Annotated in this window: 23 protein-coding genes; 16 read left to right on the top strand and 7 right to left on the bottom strand. The window is 40.7% G+C overall.

The features are described from left to right. Positions 1-7 precede the first annotated feature (7 nt). Positions 8-973: an SRPBCC domain-containing protein gene (locus ABXG83_RS09045; RefSeq protein ID WP_353548531.1), complete on the bottom strand. Its 966-nt coding sequence runs from the start codon at positions 971-973 to the stop codon at positions 8-10. Further along, entirely contained in the window at positions 970-1,290 is a 321-nt protein-coding gene (locus ABXG83_RS09040) for a metalloregulator ArsR/SmtB family transcription factor (RefSeq protein ID WP_353548530.1), read from the bottom strand. Before ABXG83_RS09040 ends, ABXG83_RS09045 begins: the two co-directional genes overlap by 4 nt. 300 nt (positions 1,291-1,590) lie before the next feature. Here ABXG83_RS09040 and ABXG83_RS09035 point away from each other — a divergent pair, with 300 nt between their 5' ends. From ABXG83_RS09035 to ABXG83_RS09020, 4 genes are all read left to right on the top strand, one after another. Then, positions 1,591-3,234, top strand: a complete 1,644-nt coding sequence (locus ABXG83_RS09035) for a M28 family peptidase (protein ID WP_353548529.1) — start codon at positions 1,591-1,593, stop codon at positions 3,232-3,234. A gap of 99 nt (positions 3,235-3,333) precedes the next feature. Then, positions 3,334-3,777: an IPExxxVDY family protein gene (locus tag ABXG83_RS09030; protein WP_353548528.1), complete on the top strand. Its 444-nt coding sequence runs from the start codon at positions 3,334-3,336 to the stop codon at positions 3,775-3,777. Between the two features lie 78 nt (positions 3,778-3,855). Further along, positions 3,856-4,086, top strand: a complete 231-nt coding sequence (locus tag ABXG83_RS09025) for a 4a-hydroxytetrahydrobiopterin dehydratase (RefSeq protein WP_353548527.1) — start codon at positions 3,856-3,858, stop codon at positions 4,084-4,086. Between the two features lies 1 nt (position 4,087). Continuing rightward, a complete protein-coding gene (locus ABXG83_RS09020) occupies positions 4,088-4,933 on the top strand; it encodes an arginine deiminase-related protein (protein ID WP_353548526.1) in 846 nt (281 codons plus the stop codon). 36 nt (positions 4,934-4,969) lie between these two features. Here the strand turns inward: ABXG83_RS09020 and selD are convergent, their stop codons facing one another. Next, positions 4,970-6,025: a selenide, water dikinase SelD gene (gene selD, locus ABXG83_RS09015; RefSeq protein WP_353548525.1), complete on the bottom strand. Its 1,056-nt coding sequence runs from the start codon at positions 6,023-6,025 to the stop codon at positions 4,970-4,972. A 90-nt stretch (positions 6,026-6,115) separates the two neighbouring features. Then, positions 6,116-6,871, bottom strand: coding sequence for a biotin--[acetyl-CoA-carboxylase] ligase (locus ABXG83_RS09010; protein ID WP_353548524.1), 756 nt, complete (start codon positions 6,869-6,871; stop codon positions 6,116-6,118). A gap of 116 nt (positions 6,872-6,987) precedes the next feature. Here ABXG83_RS09010 and rsfS point away from each other — a divergent pair, with 116 nt between their 5' ends. Genes rsfS through ABXG83_RS08980 form a run of 6 tightly spaced genes read left to right on the top strand, consistent with a single transcriptional unit; the run spans position 6,988 to position 12,494 of the window. Further along, positions 6,988-7,389: a ribosome silencing factor gene (gene rsfS, locus ABXG83_RS09005; RefSeq protein WP_353548523.1), complete on the top strand. Its 402-nt coding sequence runs from the start codon at positions 6,988-6,990 to the stop codon at positions 7,387-7,389. A 59-nt stretch (positions 7,390-7,448) separates the two neighbouring features. Then, positions 7,449-9,497, top strand: coding sequence for an ATP-dependent zinc metalloprotease FtsH (gene ftsH, locus ABXG83_RS09000; RefSeq protein ID WP_353548522.1), 2,049 nt, complete (start codon positions 7,449-7,451; stop codon positions 9,495-9,497). Further along, positions 9,497-10,135, top strand: a complete 639-nt coding sequence (locus ABXG83_RS08995; RefSeq protein ID WP_353548521.1) for an LUD domain-containing protein — start codon at positions 9,497-9,499, stop codon at positions 10,133-10,135. Before ftsH ends, ABXG83_RS08995 begins: the two co-directional genes overlap by 1 nt. Positions 10,136-10,142: 7 nt before the next feature. Beyond that, a complete protein-coding gene (locus tag ABXG83_RS08990) occupies positions 10,143-10,571 on the top strand; it encodes a gamma-glutamylcyclotransferase family protein (protein WP_353548520.1) in 429 nt (142 codons plus the stop codon). Positions 10,572-10,622: 51 nt separating this feature from the next. Further along, on the top strand, positions 10,623-11,384 hold the full coding sequence (locus ABXG83_RS08985) for a UDP-2,3-diacylglucosamine diphosphatase (protein ID WP_353548519.1): 762 nt from the start codon (positions 10,623-10,625) through the stop codon (positions 11,382-11,384). A gap of 21 nt (positions 11,385-11,405) precedes the next feature. Next, positions 11,406-12,494, top strand: a complete 1,089-nt coding sequence (locus ABXG83_RS08980; RefSeq protein ID WP_353548518.1) for a mechanosensitive ion channel domain-containing protein — start codon at positions 11,406-11,408, stop codon at positions 12,492-12,494. Here the strand turns inward: ABXG83_RS08980 and ABXG83_RS08975 are convergent. Next, positions 12,491-13,276: a MerR family transcriptional regulator gene (locus ABXG83_RS08975; protein WP_353548517.1), complete on the bottom strand. Its 786-nt coding sequence runs from the start codon at positions 13,274-13,276 to the stop codon at positions 12,491-12,493. The genes ABXG83_RS08980 and ABXG83_RS08975 overlap by 4 nt on opposite strands. A gap of 79 nt (positions 13,277-13,355) precedes the next feature. Here ABXG83_RS08975 and ABXG83_RS08970 point away from each other — a divergent pair, with 79 nt between their 5' ends. Continuing rightward, on the top strand, positions 13,356-14,204 hold the full coding sequence (locus ABXG83_RS08970; protein ID WP_353548516.1) for a 3-hydroxyacyl-CoA dehydrogenase NAD-binding domain-containing protein: 849 nt from the start codon (positions 13,356-13,358) through the stop codon (positions 14,202-14,204). Between the two features lie 26 nt (positions 14,205-14,230). Here ABXG83_RS08970 and ABXG83_RS08965 read toward each other — a convergent pair whose 3' ends face one another. Continuing rightward, entirely contained in the window at positions 14,231-14,689 is a 459-nt protein-coding gene (locus ABXG83_RS08965; protein ID WP_353548515.1) for a hypothetical protein, read from the bottom strand. A 106-nt stretch (positions 14,690-14,795) separates the two neighbouring features. Then, positions 14,796-15,935, bottom strand: coding sequence for a hypothetical protein (locus tag ABXG83_RS08960; protein WP_353548514.1), 1,140 nt, complete (start codon positions 15,933-15,935; stop codon positions 14,796-14,798). 93 nt (positions 15,936-16,028) lie between these two features. On the opposite strand from ABXG83_RS08960, the gene ABXG83_RS08955 reads away from it, so the two are divergent. The 5 genes from ABXG83_RS08955 to ABXG83_RS08935 all read left to right on the top strand — a co-directional run bounded on the left by ABXG83_RS08955 (position 16,029) and on the right by ABXG83_RS08935 (position 19,574). After that, positions 16,029-17,159 carry a glycosyltransferase family 1 protein gene (locus ABXG83_RS08955; RefSeq protein ID WP_353548513.1) on the top strand — a complete coding sequence of 377 codons (1,131 nt, stop codon included), beginning with the start codon at positions 16,029-16,031 and terminating at the stop codon, positions 17,157-17,159. Between the two features lie 64 nt (positions 17,160-17,223). Continuing rightward, positions 17,224-17,568, top strand: a complete 345-nt coding sequence (gene gldC, locus ABXG83_RS08950) for a gliding motility protein GldC (RefSeq protein ID WP_353548512.1) — start codon at positions 17,224-17,226, stop codon at positions 17,566-17,568. A gap of 11 nt (positions 17,569-17,579) precedes the next feature. Next, positions 17,580-18,035: a GatB/YqeY domain-containing protein gene (locus ABXG83_RS08945; RefSeq protein ID WP_353548511.1), complete on the top strand. Its 456-nt coding sequence runs from the start codon at positions 17,580-17,582 to the stop codon at positions 18,033-18,035. A gap of 49 nt (positions 18,036-18,084) precedes the next feature. Continuing rightward, positions 18,085-18,657: a CvpA family protein gene (locus tag ABXG83_RS08940; RefSeq protein WP_353548510.1), complete on the top strand. Its 573-nt coding sequence runs from the start codon at positions 18,085-18,087 to the stop codon at positions 18,655-18,657. A 140-nt stretch (positions 18,658-18,797) separates the two neighbouring features. Next, the gene (locus tag ABXG83_RS08935) at positions 18,798-19,574 is read left to right on the top strand and encodes an alpha/beta hydrolase (RefSeq protein ID WP_353548509.1); all 777 of its coding nucleotides are present in this window, start codon (positions 18,798-18,800) and stop codon (positions 19,572-19,574) included. Positions 19,575-19,576: the final 2 nt, after the last annotated feature.

The raw sequence follows: 19,576 nt of genomic DNA, 5'->3' as shown, positions 1-19,576 counted from the left end.
ACTGAAATTATTTTGCAAGACAATTGATCATCCAGTTGATACCATATTTGTCTGTGAAGCTACCAAAATAAGCGCCCCAGAACATATCCTGTAATGGCATTGAAACATTACCTCCTTCAGACAGCGAATCAAAAATTCTTTTGGCTTCAGTTCTTGAAGATGGCTCTAAGCTGATATGCATATTGTTTCCTTGTGTAACAGTAAAGCCCATTTCTTTAGGCGCATCGGTACCCATCAAAATATGATTAGCGGTGATCGGTAATTCTACATGGAGGACCATATTTTTTACAGCATCAGCTATCGCCGGTTGACCAGCCGAAGGTGGAAGTTCACCAAAGCGTTTGATGCCTCCTGTTGTAAATTCTGTTTTAAAAACAGAACGATAAAAAAGAAAAGCTTCTTCTGTATTACCCGGGAAATTCAGGTAGGTGCATACTCTCTCTTTAGTTGAATTTTTTATTTCAGCACGTAGTTTAAATTGTGCTTCAATGTATTGATCGAGATTCTGCAATGCCATTGTAAATCCTTCTTTGAATCCGAGTTCTACAATTTTTTCAAGATCTGCCAGTGATTGATAAGCGATCACAATATTTACCGTGGTGATATCTTCATTCTCACTAAAACGGTTGGTCCAATGTGAGCGCGGGAAATCAGTATTGACAGTTCCTGCTTCATCGCAGAATGCATCTAAGCCAGAGAATACGACGTGTGTATCAATATGTTCAAAATCTGCGCGGCACCAATGACAATCATTTTCCGGACCGATCATTCTGTAGTGCCAATAACCCCCTTCTCTGAAATCCATGGATTTAGTTTCGGTACGATACGGTTTGGGCGCCCACCAAAGATCAAGTAGCTCCGGTTTTGTCCAGGTATCCCATACAAAATGAAGATTAGCGGCAAATTCTCGCTTTACATGAATAGTGTTGGTTTCTTTATTCACTGTAAAGTCGAATAAAAGATTGGTGTTCATTTCTTTTGTGTTTTAAGGGTGTGTAAGACTTTATCTAATTGATTGAACCTGTTTTCCCAAAGCTGGCGAAACTGTTCCAACCATTTATCTATCTCTTTCATTTTTTTTGCGTTAAGGGTATAGAAGATCTCTCGTCCCGATTGCTCTTGTTCTACCAATTGGCATTCTGTTAATATGCGTAAGTGTTTGGAAACCGCTTGTCTGCTCGATTCAAAATGTTCCGCAATGGCATTAGGCGTCATTGCCTGAAAAGCAATCAAAGCAATGATGGCTCTTCTGGTCGGATCTGCAATAGCTTGAAATACATCTCTTCTCATGATAGGCTAATTTATGAAACTATTCGGTTGCAAATATAAATGCAACCATTTGGTTTCTCAAAATTTATTTTCTAATTCTTTAGGGGAGCTTTTGTTGTTGGTAGTTTTTCTAGGGTGGATAAAAGAATCTATGCCTCACCGGCTAAAGCGGGAAAAATGATTTCAGGGGTGTTGAGTACCAAACAGAATTAGTAGGGTATACAATCTGAGGGTTTAAATGCATTATTTCATCATAAAATATTCTTTTACTCTCCATACTTCTCTTCCCCAACGTACTTTTGCACCAGCTAAGCATCTGTTATGAAGAAAATTCTGTTATTATTGGTTCTTGTTCCTGTTTTTTCGTGGTCTCAGAGTAAACGTAAAAAGCGAATTGCTGAAGAAAAAGCCAATATAGCTTTGGTAACATCGCTGAAGAATCATGTTCAATACCTCGCCGATGATCAGTTGGAAGGCCGTTTAACCGGTAGTAAGGGGGAAGAACTGGCCATGCAATACCTGATCAGCCAATACCAACAGATGGGTATTACAGCTAAAGGAACGAACGGATATGTACAGGAATTTGAGATCAAAGAAGGCAAACAGATTGATGCCGCTACTATTTTAGTGGTAGAGGATCAAACACTCACCCCCCGTATTGATTATTTCCCCCTCCCTTATAGTGCCAATAAATCAGCACAAGGAAAACCGGCAATGGTGCTTACTGAAAAGGGGCAGCCCTGGTTTTTTGATCTACAAGATGCATTGGAAGACAATCAAAACAATCCACATTTTGATGTAGAGGGGCTTATCAAACAGCAAGCAACACTTGCGGTAAGCAAAGGAGCCACAGCTTTGTTTGTATATAATAGTTCCAAGCGTGTTGACAATATTCAATTCAATAAAAATGACAGTTCAGCATTGCTGTCCATTCCTGTAATATATATCACGAAAGAAGGGATCAAAAAATATTTTGCAGATGAGTCTGCGAGTTATCATATCCGCGTCAATGTTTCTTTATCAGAAAAAAAGCGAAAAGCCAGAAATGTGATTGCATTTTTGGATAATAATGCTGCCAATACCGTGATCATTGGTGCACATTATGATCACCTAGGGTATGGAGAAGACAAATCCGCCTTAGATACTTTTCATGCCATTCACAATGGGGCTGACGATAATGCCAGCGGCACTGCGGCGCTACTGGAACTTGCTCGTATGTTGAAAGCAAAATCACCTGTTAACAATAATTACCTATTCATTCATTTCTCAGGCGAAGAACTGGGATTGTTGGGAAGTAAATACTGGTTGGAAAACCCTACTGTAAAGATCACACCTAATTATATGATCAATATGGATATGGTGGGTCGTTATGATACTGCTCATAAACTAACCGTAGGTGGTTATGGTACGTCGCCGGTTTGGGGCGAAGTATGGAAGGGATTGAATACTCCTCTCATTGTTAAGTTTGACAGTACCGGAAGCGGGCCGAGTGACCATGCCAGTTTTTATCGTGCAAATATTCCTGTACAGTTCTTTTTTACAGGTAGTCATCCGGATTATCATAAGATCAGTGATGATGCAGACAAGATCAACTACGATGCACAGAAAGATATTGTGAAACTGATCTATGAACTTATTAACCGAACAGATACCAAGGGTAAACTGAGTTTTGCTAAAACGACAGAGCCACAAATGGGACAAACACGCCGATTCACAGTAAGCTTAGGTGTGATTCCTGATTATGGCTATTCCGGCACCGGTATGCGTATTGATGGTGTGAGTCCGGGTAAGTTAGCAGAAAAACTGGGCTTGCAAGCCGGAGATATTTTGTTGCAGTTGGGGGAATTTAAGTTTGTGGATGTTATGAGTTATATGCAGGCATTGGGTAAATTTAACAAAGGAGACAAAACACAATTGCGGATCAAGAGAGGGAATGAGGAGAAAGTGTTTGAAGTGGAACTGTGATGTGGTCCATGGTCCATAGTCGATGGCCCATGGTAGGAAAAGAGTAAGTTATCGAAAAAATGCCCTGGTCTACGGACCATGGACTATCAAGTATCACCTATGGCCACTACTAAACTAAGACTGAACATTGAAGAGTTGAACGAGGATTTCTTCGATGATACACGGTTGTTGGGTATAACGGCACCGGTAAAGAATTATCAGTTTTGTTTACAATTGAATCATCTACTGGGATATCAATTCAGACTCAATCCTTCATTAGAAATTCACTTGAGAAGAAAGGAAAGGAGTTATTATTTCAGCATCTATGAATCCAAAGAGCCCAATAGTTTTTTGGTACACTATTTATACCATAACCAATTTGATGGGGAATACCTGTTACCTGAATTTAAGCATATGGATTTCTTATGGCTGATGAAAGGTGATCTGGTTGATGATACCAAATGTAACTGGATCAAACAATCAGTGAAAAACTTAGTAGGCGTTCAGTTGGTAGCTGAGCTAACGAATGAACAGATCAAGAACAAAGGCAATATGGTCTTTTAAATCATGGAGAGTGAATGTTGAATGACGAGTCATTCGCTTCATTATTCAGTATTCATCATTCAAAATTCATTTATCATCATGTGGGTAGAAGAAAATAATAAACTGTATAAGAAGTTTCAGTTTCAAAATTTTTCCGAGGCTTTTGCTTTTATGACCAGAGTGGCCATCGAAGCAGAGAAATTGAATCATCATCCTTATTGGAGTAATGTGTGGAATACTGTTGAAATATGGTTAAGTACGCACGATGCAGGAGATATCGTGACCGACCTTGATCATAAACTAGCTGAACGAATTGATAAATTGTGTTGATATGGCCACACCCGCTGAATTAGTATTAATGGTACGTCCGACAGAAAATGCTGACAAAGGAGTGTTACAGGATTTTGATGCACTACATACTGCATTCAAGAAACATGATGTTCAGGCGGTAGTATTTGAGCAGGATATGGATAGTTCTATCGATGCTATTTTCCCATCTTGTTGGTTAACGACCTTGCCTGATGGTACGGTAGCAGTACTGCCGATGTATCGAAGAGAAAGAAGACAGGAAAAAAGAGATGATGTTCTAGAATACCTGCGTAAATATTTTCTGGTGAATGATATCGAAGACTGGAGCGAGTTTGAAGTGGATGGGTTTTTTCTCGAGGGTACAGCCAGTATGGTGATGGATCATGAAAATAAACTGATTTATGCTTGCATGTCGCAACGTACACATACAGCTATGCTGGAAAAGTTTGCGGCAGCGCATCGGTATAAAGCCATCACATTTTATGCAACCGATACTGCCGGTAAATTTTTATTGCATACGAATCGATTGTTGTGTCTGGGTAATGATTTCGCTTTGCTATGTGAAGATGCTTTTGTTGATGATATGGATCTGATGGCCGTAAAGCAATTACTATTGTCTACCGGTTATCGAATTATTCCGTTCTCGCATGATCAGCTCGAAGCATTCATGGGTAATGCGTTTTGTTGCACCAATGCCAAAGGAGAAACGCTTTTATTCCTTTCCGAAACAGCTCTATTAACCACAGAGCAACGTACAGCCATTAATGCATCAGCAACGATTGTTAAAGTTCCATTGAATGCTATCGAACAACTGGGTGGGGCTAGTATAAGCTCTATTGTTACACCTGTTTTTATCCCTGTTGCATAAAGTGCTATGAACGAAGGTTGTATCCTTCCTGTTCGATCATCCGGCAATAACGGTTATGGTTTTCTCAGTTTTGCTGATCATTTTACCAACAGGTGTAGTGAAATTTTCAAGCCCATTTTCACGTAGCGTATTTTGTACTTGCTCTAATGCATCGGGTGCAACGGCAATAAGTAGTCCGCCATTTGTTTGTGGATCAGGAAGTATATTGAATGCCTCCATTACATTGACACCTGCACCAAAACCTGTTTTACTGCTATAGCTGTTCCAGTTGCGGTACGTAGCATCGGGAACAATTCTTTGTGCCAGATATGTTTTAGCGGCATCGATCACGGGTACTTTTGAATAATAGAGTTCTGCTGAAAGTCCGCTGCCTTCCGCTACTTCGAGTAAATGTCCAAGTAATCCAAAACCGGTAACATCTGTCATCGCATGTACGCCATTGATCTTGCCCAATGCTGCACCAACTTTATTCAACTGCATCAATTGTTGCAACAAAATGTTTTGGTCATCACTGCTTAGCAATTCTTTTTTCTGTGCGGTCGATAATATTCCTACACCTAAAGGTTTGGTCAGTAATAACCAGTCTCCTTCCTGTGCAGTATTATTTTGTTTGAGTTGGTCTTTATGAACGAGTCCATTGACCGATAGCCCAAAAATGGGTTCAGGAGAATCAATACTATGTCCGCCAGCCAGTGGTATACCTGCTTCAGCGCAAATGGCACGTGCACCTTCGATTACCTGTTGCGCCAGTTCAGCTGGTAGTTTATCCACCGGCCATCCAAGAATGGCGATAGCAAGAATGGGTTGTCCACCCATGGCATACACATCACTGATTGCATTGGCTCCTGCAATTTTTCCAAAAGCAAATGCATCATCGACGATCGGCATAAAAAAATCGGTGGTACTGATGAGTGCTTGTCCATTACCCAGATCATAGGCTGCAGCATCATCCTTACTTGCATTTCCTACCAATAACTGCGGAAACAAAGCGGTAGGCTGATCAGATTTGAGAATGGTATCCAGAACAGCCGGTGCTATCTTACAACCACAGCCTGCACCATGAGAAAACTGGGTAAGACGAATATTGTCCATAGTAAAAATTAAATCTGCTGCAAGTTACGAGGCGGGGAATAAGGAATGAGATATCAGCAATCAGAAAGTTTCTCCACTTTCCTTTGTTTCTCACCCCCAACTCACTTCGCCAAACGCAAAACGATCAGAAGGACCGTCTTTTACGAGCAGTTCTCCTATCTCATTAACGCCAAGAATGGTACAAGTGAAGCGGGTATTTTGTTTTTTTAGGTGAACGGGTTGATTTCTTTTGAATAAGCATTGATTGTATTGCTCCAATAGAATTGCGAAAGGAGTGTTGAATAGCATATCGATGCGGTGTGTAAGGTCTTTGCACAGTTCTTTGGCGAGCAAAACAGGATCAAAGGTTTTGCCGGTGATCTGTTTGAGAGAAACAGGATTGAGTAGTACAGGATCAAAAAGGGTTTGATTGATATTGATACCCATACCCGCTACGGCCCACTGCCATTGTTGACCACGGATCTGGTTTTCAATCAAAATACCCCCTGCCTTTCTGTCACGCCAATAAATATCATTGGGCCATTTAATACGAGTTTCTTCCCCAGCATACCTGCTGAAAAAATCATAACAACCCAATGCTACCGCAACGCTTAATCTGAATTGCTGCCCCAATACCAATGGATTTGGGTCGATGATCGTTGAAAGAATGATGTTTTGTCCCCCCTCGGTCACCCAACTTTTACCGTGTTGTCCTTTACCGGCTGTTTGCTGATGCGCAAAGAAAACTGAACCATGTGTTGCCATATTGTGTTGAATATGGGTCATGGCATAGATGTTGGTACTATCCGTCACGGATAATTCCACGAACGGCTGTCCGATTGGTGTTTTAACGATGTCTGATGGCAAAGAATTACTATTTTTGACGAAGTTACCGATGTCAAAGGTAAGCCGACCGTTCAACACCTGTATTGGGTAGGGTTTAAAGGACCCGGATCATTGTTTAATTTAAATCAACGCTATTATTGGAACCGCTTTCAGTTTTACAGGGCCGCACGAAGAGTTCAGTATCTAGACTCACCAGAAATTCTAAAATTTTTAAGGCTATTATTAAAGCCATTCAGGATAAAAAAGGTGAAAATATCATCAGTCTTGATCTCAGAAAAATACCGGAAGCTTCCGCTGATTTCTTTGTGGTTTGTCAGGCTTCCAGTACTACCCAGATCAGAGCGATCTGTGATTCGGTGGAAGAGGAAGTGAAAAAAAGTTGTGATGAGCATCCGTATAAACATGAAGGCAGACAGGCATTGCAGTGGGTGTTGATCGATTATGTGAACATTGTGGTGCATGTGATGCATCCGGATGCCAGAAAGTTTTACAAATTAGAAGAAATGTGGAGTGATGCGGCTTCGCAAATCCATGAATAAATAAAAAATACAGGATCACTGAATATATCGGATCCTGAATCGTCAATCCAGAGAGGAATATGTCACAGGAAAACAAGCAATCGAAAATGGAAAAAGGAGATGGTCAACGTAAGGGACCAAAATTCAATATTTATTGGGTATATGGTATCATCGCTATTGTGCTGATCCTTGCACAGGTCATGAATTTTTCACCCGAACTCAAAGTGATCTCTGAGCAGCAATTCAGAAATGAAATATTACTGCCCGGTGATGTACAGAAATTGGATCTGGTGAAGAACAAAGAACAAGTACATGTATATATCAAGCCCGACAGGCTCTCCAAAGAGTTTTATGTAAAACAATTCAAAGGACGTTTGTCTGCCGATAAAGTAAAAGGTACTCCACTGTTTGCTTTTGAGGTGGTAGACTGGAAAGCATTTGAAGAGCGACTGGATACTTTCTGTAAAGCCAACAATGTAGCAGAAGTAGAAATGCGTGTAGTTAAAGCACCGGAATGGTTTGGGCCATTGTTGAATACGGTATTCACTTTACTGATCATTATTGTTGCATGGATACTACTGATGCGTAAGATGGGTGGTCCTGCCAGTGGCGGCGGCCCGGGTGGTATTTTCAATATTGGTAAATCAAAAGCGACTTTATTTGATAAAGGCGCGAAAGTGAATATCACATTTGCAGATGTAGCCGGATTGGATGAAGCGAAAGTAGAAGTGATGGAGATCGTTGACTTCCTCAAGAATCCAAAAAAATATACTTCACTGGGCGGTAAGATTCCAAAAGGTGCTTTGCTGGTAGGTCCTCCGGGAACCGGTAAGACCTTGTTGGCAAAAGCCATGGCCGGTGAAGCACAGGTTCCTTTCTTTAGTTTGAGTGGTAGTGATTTCGTAGAAATGTTTGTGGGTGTTGGCGCCAGTCGTGTACGTGATCTCTTCAAACAAGCAAGAGAGAAAGCACCTTGTATCATCTTTATTGATGAGATCGATGCCATTGGTCGTGCACGTGGCAGAAATGCCATCATGAGCAATGATGAAAGAGAGAATACACTGAACCAGTTACTGGTAGAGATGGATGGTTTTGGTGGAGATACCGGTATCATCATCCTTGCTGCTACGAACAGACCGGATGTATTGGATAGTGCCTTATTGCGTCCGGGTCGTTTCGACAGACAAATTTCTATTGACAGACCAGATGTAAAAGGTCGTGAAGCGATCTTCAAAGTACACTTGGGTCCGATCAAGATCTCTGAAACCTTGGATCTGCATAAACTGGCGGAACAAACACCGGGTTTTGCGGGTGCTGATATCGCCAACGTTTGTAATGAAGCGGCATTGATCGCTGCACGGAAAGGCAAGGAAGCAGTTGATATGAGTGACTTCCAGGATGCGATCGATCGTGTGATCGGTGGACTGGAAAAGAAAAACAAGATCATCGCCCCACATGAAAAATCTGTGATCGCATATCACGAAGCAGGGCATGCAGTATGTGGATGGTTCCTGGAACATGCCTACCCATTATTGAAAGTAACCATTGTGCCAAGAGGTACCGCTGCTTTGGGTTATGCGCAATACACACCTACTGAACAATACTTATACAATACAGATCAGTTAATGGATCAGATCTGTATGACACTGGGTGGTCGTGCAGCTGAGCAGATCTTCTTTGGAAAAATTTCGACCGGAGCTGCCAATGATCTGCAACAGATCACACGTATTGCATACAGTATGGTCACTGCGTATGGTATGAACAAGAAAGTAGGTAATGTAAGTTTCTATGATCCTTCACAAGAAAATACATTCACAAAACCATACAGTGAAGAAACCGGCAAGTTGATCGATGAAGAAGTGAGAAGTATTATTGATGAGGCTTACCAGCGTACTATTCAGTTGTTGACAGAGAAAAAAGAAGAAGTAGAAAAACTTGCAAAAGAATTGTTGGATAAAGAAGTATTGCATAAGAGTGATGTGGAAGAGCTGATCGGTAAAAGACCTTTTGAAGAAAAGAAATTACTAGAGGTGGAAGAAACCACTACACCTGTGGTAACAGATGCTGCTACTGAAGAAACAGCAGCACCTGATGCGGAAACAGCAACAGATTCAAACGAAACGGTATAATGTCACAATCAGCAAGAGATACCATTTTAAAAAAAATAAAACAGGCACTGACTCAACCGGTGCCTGTTCCCTTTCCTCAACAGACAGACCAGTCATCAGTGTTTCATACACCAACGGAGGAATTAGATCTCTTATTTGCAGAAAATTTCACCAAACTACAAGGTCGCTTTTCTTATTGTGAAAATGAAAAAGAACTGGCCTCACAGCTCAATATGCTTTTTATTAAGCGAGAGTGGAAGGAGTTGTATTGCAGAGAAGATGAACTTAGGCAAGTGTTGACAGATGCCGGCTTCCATGCCATGACATCGCCTGATGTAGAGAGTTGTGATGCTTCTATTACTGGTTGTGAATACCTAGTAGCAAGAACCGGAAGTATGGTATTATCCAGTGGACAGCAAAGCGGCAGAACAGTAAGTGTTTATGCGCCTATCCATATTTGTATTGCATATACAGACCAGCTGGTGTATGATATAGACGAAGCGCTATTGTCATTGCAAAAAGAATATGGAGAGCAATTGCCATCTATGATCACACTGGCAACCGGACCGAGCAGAACGGCAGATATCGAAAAGACCTTGGTTGTAGGAGTGCATGGTCCGAAAGAAGTATTTTGTTTTTTAGTACAAAGAAGTAACTAAAGTATATATGTCCATTACCGTTTTGCCTTTATTTGTATATGGTTCACTGAGGAGTGGTTTTCAGCACCCAGCATATGCGTATATCAGCAAATATTTTGAATTGGCAGGTACTGCGAAAGTCAAAGGTCAGTTATATGATATGGGCGATTATCCGGCGGCGGTTCCCACCGATGAGGAAAACTGGATCATCGGAGAATTATACACCATCAAACAAGATGCTGAATTTCCCTGGGCGATTGGTCAGCTAGATGATTATGAAGGTATCAATGGTGAAGCAGATGAGCCGGTATTGTATGCAAGAGAAAAAGCAACCGTATATCTGAATGATGCAGCCGTTGAGGCATGGATTTATTGGTATAAAGGTGATGTGAACGGCAGACCCCGTATTGAATGTGGCGATTTGCTGGTCTATATTCAGCAGAAAAATAAACAGTAACTTCATACATCATTCATGCATCCATTAAGATGCACAATTGTTATATAACTGATGCCATCCATCACACCCCAGCAAAAAATATATTTCCTTTCAGATTTTCATCTCGGCGCGCCTGATCATGAACAGAGTCTTGTTCGTGAAAAGAAAGTAGTGGCATTTTTGGACAGCATCAAAGACAGTGCTGCTATGATCTTTATTGTGGGAGATATCTTTGATTTTTGGTATGAATACAAACAAGTAGTACCCAAAGGATATGTACGCTTACTTGGCAAACTCGCAGAACTCACCGATCGGGGTATTCAGATTCATTGTTTTGTAGGGAATCATGATATGTGGATGCGTGGTTATTTTGAAAAAGAATTGAATATTCCTGTGTATCATCACCCCAAAGTATTTGAGTGGAATGGAAAACGATTTTATATCGGTCATGGTGATGGTTTAGGTCCGGGAGATCATGGTTATAAGTTTTTGAAAAAAATATTCCGCAACCCACTGTGTCAATGGTTATTTGGAATATTACATCCCAGTTGGGGAATTGGATTGGCCAATTATTTCAGTAGAAAGAGCCGTGAGAAAACCGGTATGTCTGATCAGCATTTTCTGGGAGAAGAAAATGAGTGGCTTATTGTTTATTGTAAAGAAATGTTAGAAAAAGAACATTTTGATTTCCTGATATTCGGACATCGTCATTATCCTATCGACTTCAAACTCAATGATAACAGTCGTTACATTAATTTAGGCGACTGGATCCGCAACTTTACTTACGCAAGCTTTGATGGTACTGATATGCAGTTGCATCAATGGCAGTCTTAATGGTTATTTGTAAATTGCAGCATGGAAAAATTGTTGCAACAAAAGGTACTGGACAATACCATTGAATCGTATTTGTATGTGTTAGGTACGATCTTGGTGATGCTTGTCTTAAAGCGCTTTATTTCCAAATACCTTGCGAATCAGTTATACAAAGCGATTACCAAGAAAAGAAATCAAACAGCTCGTCAGTCTTTTTTAGATCTGGTTGCTGGTCCGCTGGGTTTATTTCTCTTTTTATCAATCACCATCATAGCAGTAGATAAACTACGTTTTCCGGGCGTATTGGATTTTAAGATCTATCGTATTACATCACGTCAGATGATCGAGTCTGTTGCCAATGCAATTATGGTGATCGTTTTTATTCGTCTTTGTTTACGCATCATCGATTTTGTTGCGATCGTATTGGAAGAGAAAGCCAATCTCACCGCCGACCAAACAGATAATCAACTCATCATTTTTTTCAAAGATTTTTTTAAAGTGATATTAGTGATCATTGGGATATTACTGATGATGAAATTCTCTTTCAATAAGCCTGTAGGCAATGTATTAACCGGATTGAGTATTGTGGGTGCTGCACTGGCATTGGCTACAAGAGAGAGTTTAGAAAATCTGATCGCTTCTTTCATCATTTTCTTTGATCGACCTTTTGCAGTAGGTGATCTGGTGAAAGTAAATGGTTTTACAGGCAATATCGAAAAGATCGGGTTGAGAAGTACTCGGATCAGAACAGCAGAGAAAACCTATATCTCAGTACCCAATAAGCAGATGGTGGACACGATCGTTGATAATATCAGTTTGCGAACACAACGCAAGGCAGAGCTTAGGATGGAATTGGATCTGGCGGCATCTGCATCACAGCTGGAAGCGTTCACTGTTGCAGTAAAGAAAATATTGGATAAACCAGATGTGCTCAACTCTGTGGTCTTTCTTGCAGAAACCGGTAAGAATGCAAATGTGGTGATCATTGAATTTTTCACTTCTATGGATCAATCCATTGAAGCATTCAATCAATTAAGACAGCAAGTGAATCTCGAGATCATCACTTGGCTGGAAACACATCAATTACAATTGGCTGCTGCGAATACGGATGTCACAGTAAGACAGGGTTAACTTCCCAAACCTGCTCTTAGTTCTAATAAGAACGATTTGAACTTGGTCAGCGATTGTACGAGCTGTGCTTGTACATCTGCCTGGTGTTTATTTTGTTTGAGATAGGTTCTTGCACCTTCAATGGAGAACTTGCGCTGGCGTAATAAAAAATAAATCAGCTGCAAGTTGCGAATGTCTTCATATCTGAATAAGCGATCTCCTTTGCGCGTTTTGCGGGGCTGGAGAATATCAAATTCATTCTCCCAATAACGCAATAAAGAAGTATTCACTTTGAACCATTTGGCTACTTCACTGATGGGGTAATACAGTTTTTGTTTCAGTGTTTCTTCATCCGGAATATCAACAAGATCGATCTCAGTATCTATTTCACGAAACGATTTTCTACCGCGTTTGCCGGGTTGTTTGGTTACAGGCTCTGCAGCTACTTTTACGGGAGCAGGTGTTTCAACCGCTTTCGCTTCTGGGATCGTGTTCTTGGGTTTGATCTTTACCACAATACGTTCGTCGGCAAAAACAACAGGGTCTGTGGTAGGTAAAGTAGGAGTTGCAGCAACAGGAGTTTCGGCTTCAATAGCTGGTACTTCTATCACTTCTGCAACAGGTGCAGGAATAACAATAGGTTCAGGTTCTGCTACAACAACGGGTACAGGTTCAGGTTGCTGTTCCTGAACAGGCTTTGCTTTTGGCGCTGTTGTTTTTTTTGTAGGTGTACTCACCGGTTCAACAGGCATTCCAAACAGATCGAGTTGCTGCATTTTTTGCATGGCATAAAAGTAAGCCATCTGAGTAGCAGGATTTTACGACGTTTAGTTAAAGTGGAAAAGATGTAAGTATCTTGCGCTCCAATCAATCGAACACCGTATGAAATCGATTCAAACCATCTGTATCTGTGGTGCCGGAACCATGGGAAGCGGTATTGCACAGGTGAGTGCCCAGTCTGGCTACCGTACCATTCAGTTTGATCTGAGTGCGGAGATGATCGAAAAAAGCAGAAAAGGCATTGAGTTGAGTCTTAGTAAGCTGGCAGAAAAAGGGAAGATCAGTGTGGAAGAAAAACAAGCAATACTCGATCGTATCCTGTTTACTACCCGAGCAGAAGATTGTGTTGCAGATATGATCATTGAAGCCATCATTGAAAAGAAAGAAGCCAAAGTAGGTTTGTTCACGCAATTGGCTGCTTTGAATAGTGCTGATACCATTTTAGCTACCAATACCTCTTCGATCCCTGTGAGTGAGATCGCTGCTGCAGTTCCTTATCCTGAAAGAGTGGTCGGGATGCATTTCTTTAATCCTGCGCCCTTGATGAAATTGGTCGAAGTAATTCAGGGGGATGTTACGTCTCCCGAAGTGATGCAACAAACGATCGATACCAGTAAGCAAATGAAAAAAGTGCCAGTGGTATGTAAAGATGCACCGGGTTTTATTGTAAATCGTGTGGCCCGACATTATTATCTGGAAGCCATGCAACTGGTTGAGAAAGAGCAAGCAGATTTTGCTATGATCGATACAGTGATGGAAGCCAGTGGCTTTAAAATGGGTCCGTTCAAACTGATGGATCTGATCGGTATGGACATCAATTTTGGTGTGAGCAATATTGTATGGAAAGCATTGGGTAAACCCAAACGCTTAACGCCATCTCCTGTACAAGCCGCTAAAGTAGCTGCGGGTGAATTGGGAAGGAAAACGGGGAAAGGGTTTTATCATTACTGATAAGGAATACCGATTTTCATTCATTGTTATTGCTCACAAATCTCTTTCAACCTATTGAGTGCTTTTGGGTATTTCTCATTCATGTAATCTAAAAAATCTTCTGTGGTATCTAATTCAACAGTAACAGCAGTAGTGCCATTGTTTTCTTCGAAACGATAGTTCTCGTATCCATTGGCCCATTTTTCTACATCCGGTCCTTCTGTTATTTCCTTGTTACCTTGTACAAGACCATAATGTTGAATCGAAACAAATTGGTTGGGAATATTCTCAGCTATCTTAGAAACAATACCTCCCTTTTCTCCTTTCTCATCTACGCCAATAAATAAAATCTTACTTCCCTTATCCCAACTTCCTTCATAGGTGGACGTGGGATTGAACAAAGAAGTCCATTGCTCATAAGTTGATTTATTACTGATGCCCAGCATTATATTATATGCTTTGGTAGCAGGTGCATGGATACTTACTTTGAATTGTAACTTTTGCATGGCATGAATATTTTGGAGAACGACTATTTTACTTTAATATCATCTGTGATATTAAAACTACACAATTCATCAAACAGAATCTATACTAAAAAAGCGAATTAAAAATTTACTGCCAGATTGTTTCCACAGGGGTGTAGCCTTTTACGGTAAAGCTGTGTTTAAATCTATTCTTCCCGGCAAATTCACCTCGCTTCGTATAAATAGCAATGGCGCCTGCTGCTCCAGATAATGGTGATAACATTGCAGGCGGACGATACACTTTTACCATCGCCACATCAGATGGAGACACGATCCAGATATCCTGTGGTGTTACTCTAAATTCATCCAGATAAATTTCAGCCGGCTCACCTCGCCATCTGGCCATTTCAACCATGGTTTCCTGATCTTTTTCAATGATCAATCCCGGTACTTTCCCTTCTAAAAACCGAAGAATACTCATAGAGCGTGCCATGGTTTCATCTTCTATTCCATCAAAGATCATCGCTTCATCACGTTTGAATGGACCGCTTGAATAATAGTCATCGTATTGCTCTACTTTCTTTTTGTATTTGCCAACCACTGTTACATTTGGCAAGAGGTCTGTACCGGAGCTTGTGATCATGTTAAATGCATAAGCAGCAGAATCTTCTTTATTAATTGCTCGCTTTACACTGCCTACGCTGATCCATATTCTGCTTTCCATTTCAGGAATAAAAGAAGAATCGAGCGGTGTTTCAATACTAATATTCAAATTGTTCTTTGCATTCTTTTTTACTGGCGTAAAAATGAAATAAGCAGAGTCTTCAAACAAAGTGCTTTTCAAACGAAAAAAACCATCCTTGTTCAAGGCAATGGTTTCCATATAAGTTCGCTTATTCTTTGGAATCATCAAGTAATTAATACTGTTCTCGTCAGCGAATTTATCTTTTAGTTGTCCGGACAAACGGAAATACCCTTTTTGAACCATGAAGTTTACCGCGAAATGTCCATCAGGTAATGTTTTTGCCAATACCAAAGAAGCTTGTGCCTCACCGTTGATAAAAGGGTAGCGAAATTTCCAGCGGGTACCGGTGCTGATATGATCGATCCATACATGAAGAGATGCGGCATTTAGTTTTACTTTTTCAAAATCAGGTATGATACAAGAAAAATCAAGCGTATCTCCTTTTTTGAAACTTTGTTTATTGAGTTGAATGCTCAAGGAGTCAGCTGCTTGTATCTGCGACAACGATAAACAGGTGATCAATATGAAAAGTATTTTTCGCATAAGTGAATACAATAATATAATAAAAGAGGCAGGCGATATGCGCGATAATATAATTTAACAAATTTGGGTTGAGACCTGCTAATTTTGCTACCCATGCGCATCGCTATCAATGCTATATTTCTGCAGAACAATCCAATGGAAGGGTACGGGCATTATACCGCGGAGGTCCTGCGTCGCATGGTGGCCTCTCATCCGGAAGATGAATTTTTATTATTGTATGATCGGCCATGGACCCATTCTTTTATCACTGCGCCTAATATTCATGCTGTATTAGTACCGCCGGCAGCGCGTCATCCCCTGAGTTTTAAATATTGGTATGATGTGAAAGCTACACGGATAGTAAAAAAATGGAAAGCTGATGTATGGTTTCAACCATATGGCTTCTGTAGTTTGACAAGCACTATTCCGCAAGTATTGATGATCCATGATCTGGCTTTTTTGCATCACCCCGAATATATCAGTTGGTATCAGCGTGCTTATTATCGTTGGTTTACACCTGCATTTGTACGAAAAGCAAAACAGATCATTACGGTATCTGAGTTTTCAAAAGCAGATATCTTGAAGCATTATCACACTCCTGAAACAAAGATTCAGGTGATCGGTGGTGCGGTGCGAAATGGATTTCAACCCATGGAATGGGAAGAAAAACAAACGATAAAAGATGGGTATGCTGATGGCAGAGAATATTTTTTATTTGTTGGCGGCATTCATCCGCGGAAAAATTTATTGAATCTTCTAAAGGCATTTTCTCATTTCAAGAAATGGCAGCATAGTAATATGAAACTGCTGGTGGCAGGAAGAAAAGCCTGGCAATACGATGATCTGCTAGAAAAAATCAAAACCTACAAATACAGAGAGGATGTGGTGTTACTCGATTATTTATCTGAGGAACAACTGCAAAGAGTAACGGCAGCCGCATATGCCTTGATCTATCCATCTTGGTTTGAAGGGTTTGGCTTACCGATCCTGGAGGCCATGCAATGTGGTGTTCCGGTGGTTTGTTCGAATACCAGTAGTATGCCGGAAGTAGCGGGAGATGCAGCGCTACTCGTTGATCCCTCTGATCCGGATGCTATTGCGAAAGAAATGCTGAGTTTGTACCGCAATGAAGGAATTCGTAATGCCTTTATTGCCAAAGGACTAGAAAGGGCAACTCAGTTCAGTTGGGATAAGACCGCTGCCGCTGTACATGAATCATTATGTAAAGCAGCACAGAAGGGCTAAGTCCTTACTCGACTGCTGATTAAACCTTATTTTTGCGGCTTATTTAAAAATCTTCGAAAAACATATGCATACTTCAACAATAAATATTGATGTTCATTTGGATGAACAAAAAGTACCACAGGCCATTAATTGGAAAGCAAGTGACAGTACCGCGGATATGGCACAACCAGCCAGGGCCATGATGGTGGCTTTTTGGGATGCAGCTGATAAATCTGCTCTTCGTATTGATCTTTGGACCAAAGAAATGATGGTGGATGAAATGGCTGATTTTTATTATCAAACCCTGATGGGTATGGCAGACACTTACATGCGTGCAACACAGCAAAAGGAAATGATGGAAGACATGAAAGCGTTTGCAAAAGAATTTTATAAGAAATTCCGCGATTCTCAATTAAAAGAAAACCAATAAAATATATCGCTATGAGTTTAGAAGAAAAAGTAATGGCAGGTATGAAAGAAGCGATGAAGTCAAAGGATGAAGCGCTTCTGCGTGGCTTACGTGCCATCAAAGCTGAGATCATCAAAGCTAAAACAGAACCGGGAGCGAATGGACAAGTTACTGCTGAAGGTGAATTGAAACTGTTGCAGAAACTGGTGAAACAAAGAAAAGATTCACTCGAAATATTTCAGCAACAAAATCGTGAAGACCTCGCTAAAAAAGAACAGGAAGAGATCGCAGTAATTGAGCAGTTTCTTCCAAAGCAATTGGATGCTGCTGAATTGAAAAAGATCATTGCTGATATCATTGCCGCTACCGGTGCCGCAGGTCCTCAAGACATGGGCAAGGTAATGGGTGTTGCCTCCAAGCAACTTGCCGGACAAGCAGATGGGAAAACGATCTCTGCTGTGGTGAAGGAATTGCTGGCATCTAATTAAAAAATCAAAAGTCAAAAGTCAAAATCATTTTGACTTTTGACTTCCACTTTTGAATTATCTCATGCTCATCGACATCATTTTCCTGCTATGTATGATCCTTGCTTGTATCAAAGGATACCGCAACGGATTGATTGTGGCAGTATTTTCTTTTGTGGCCATTGTGGTAGGTTTAGCCGCAGCCATGAAATTATCTGCTTATGTAGCGGAGAAGTTGGGACAACAGACAAGTATTTCTCAGTCTTGGTTGCCCTTTCTTTCTTTCGCAATTGTGATGGTCGCTGTGGTGATATTGGTGAGATTAGGTGCTACTGCACTTCAGAAAATGGTGGAAATGGCTTTTTTGGGATGGTTGAATAAAATAGCGGGTATGCTCTTGTATGCAGTGATCTACACGTTGGTGTTAAGTGTAGTCTTGTTTTATGTAGAACAATTACACTTGTTTGATAAAACCACTGTTGAAGCCTCACAAACCTATGGGTTTATACAACCTTGGGGACCTAAAGTGATCGACGGGATCGGGAAAGTAATACCCTTATTTCGGGATATGTTTGCTTCTCTTTCAGATTTCTTTGAGACGGTTGCGAAACCTGCAGCCACCGCTTCCGGTCAGGTTACACAGTAAAAGCATACACTTTTGCTTATAAATCAGTATTTTAGTGAAGATGCGGCACAATCCGAAGCCTGTTTCAAACGTTTCTTATATTGTTAATGGTTTTTCTTATATTTGTAACGGATATCATGCTTGCATAAGAAATTAACCCCATGAATTACGAGATCAAACATCAGGACAAGTTCAAATACATTGAAGAAGGGGAGGGTGAGCCATTGTTGCTGCTCCACGGATTATTTGGCGCACTCAGCAATTTCAAAGACCTCATTGAATATTTCAAACCCAAATACAAAGTGGTGGTTCCCATGCTGCCACTGTTCGACTTGGATATCTTTCATACTTCGGTGGGTGGATTGGAAAAACATGTCCATAAATTCATTGAGATGAGAGGGTATGAAAATATTCATCTCTTGGGTAATTCTTTGGGTGGACATGTTGCCTTGGTACATATCCTGAAACATCCGGGAAGAATCAAATCACTCATTCTCACAGGAAGTAGTGGTTTATTTGAAAATGGAATGGGCGATAGTTACCCGAAGCGTGGTGACTATGAGTACATCAAAAAGAAAACTCAACTTACTTTATATGATCCGAATACAGCTACCAAAGAATTGGTCGATGAAGTATTTGAGATCACGAACAATAGATTGAAAGTCATCAAGATCATTGCATTGGCAAAAAGTGCCATCAGAAATAACCTGGGTGAAGAATTAAACCAGATCAAACAACCTACATTGTTGATCTGGGGTAATAACGATACCATTACACCACCATTTGTGGGTAAGGAATTCAACCGATTGATCCCGAATAGTGAATTGCATTTTGTAGACAAATGTGGTCATGCTCCGATGATGGAGGTACCGGATGAATTCAATCGTATACTCGATGGGTTCTTGCAAAAATTAAGTGTTGTTTCACAACCTTCCTAAGG

The organism is Sediminibacterium sp. KACHI17 (assembly GCF_040362915.1).
Lineage (GTDB): Bacteria > Bacteroidota > Bacteroidia > Chitinophagales > Chitinophagaceae > Sediminibacterium.
The sequence above is the reverse complement of the archived record's forward strand: the minus strand, read 5'-3'. Positions and strand labels throughout refer to the sequence as shown.